Source organism: Escherichia sp. AM3, from assembly GCF_032029835.1.
Lineage (GTDB): Bacteria > Pseudomonadota > Gammaproteobacteria > Enterobacterales > Enterobacteriaceae > Escherichia > Escherichia coli.
This window is the reverse complement of record NZ_JAVUPQ010000368.1, coordinates 1-1,032: the sequence shown is the minus strand read 5'-3', so window position 1 is coordinate 1,032 and position 1,032 is coordinate 1. Positions and strand designations below refer to the sequence as shown.

General features: G+C 55.6%; 2 protein-coding genes. Both read left to right on the top strand.

Annotated elements, in window-relative coordinates; genetic code table 11:
* Positions 1-202 (top strand): plasmid SOS inhibition protein A (locus RTW80_RS25905; RefSeq protein WP_167599534.1); only part of this gene is annotated, 202 nt, incomplete at its 5' end.
* A complete protein-coding gene (locus RTW80_RS25900; protein ID WP_000978012.1) occupies positions 199-795 on the top strand; it encodes a hypothetical protein in 597 nt (198 codons plus the stop codon). The genes RTW80_RS25905 and RTW80_RS25900, both read left to right, overlap by 4 nt.
* The last annotated feature ends 237 nt before the right edge of the window (positions 796-1,032 follow it).

Sequence of the window (1,032 nt, the reverse complement as noted above, 5' to 3'; positions counted from 1 at the left end):
TGAGGAGCATGATCTGGAAACGATTTTCTGGGGGTGGTGCGGGCGTTTTCCATCACTGTCATCATTTGACCGGTTTTTCTGGCAGGAGGAACCACTCTGGCGGCTGATTTTTGAAGCCGGTGAGGCCGGTCGTGGTGCACCGGTACAGGTACGTGCACTTGAGCAGTGGATGATCCCGAACAAGCTGGAGAACGCAATATGATGAAATCAGACGAACAATATCAGGTTCCCGTGTGGATGCGACCTCTGTTGCCGTTGCTCTGCAATACCGGTGGTAATGATCCGGAGGAACTGCTGAATGATACAGAAACCACCGCCAGTGCGAATATTGTCCGTTATGTACTGATAGTTGCAGTGCGGTCGCAGATTGATCTGCTGCAGCTACTGTACAGGAAAGGACTGTTGCGCACAGAGATACCAGGTGGCTTTTCACCGGAAGAAGCGCAGGAACTCCTGGATAATCTGGTGCGCAGCCATATCAGCAAGGCGCTGTCGGGTGAGCGAATGGCAGCCCGTGACAGAAATGCCGATCTGACCTGGATTCGCCAGCAACTGGTCGATGCCGCCTGGTTTGTCCGTGCCACACTGGAAGCGCATGGGATGGGCGTCGGAAATGAGAGTCCCTCTGCTCCGCCGGAGACAATGCCGGACATACAGACACGGGAACTGGTTATGTTGATCAAGCGACTGGCATCATCGCTGAAAGCGGTGAAACCCGACAGTAGCGTGGTGCGTGAAGCGCAGGACTGGCTGTGCGACAGAAAACTTGTGGATATCACAGATATTCTCCGGTGAACCAGACATGTATATTTTACGCAGGGACACGCCGATCATGATCGTTTCATATCAGGGGTGGTCTGGAGGTCATGCGGCGTGTCCTCTGCACTCGCCGGAATAAGGAAGTCGCCGGCGGCTCCGCTTTTACCCGGCCATGCGGGGCATGGCCTTGTGGGTTTTCAGCTCTGTGGCCTCAGCGTCGTGTGCGGGCTGTGCCGTGCCTCCATCTTAGCCGGGCTGGCAGGGATGCAAGGG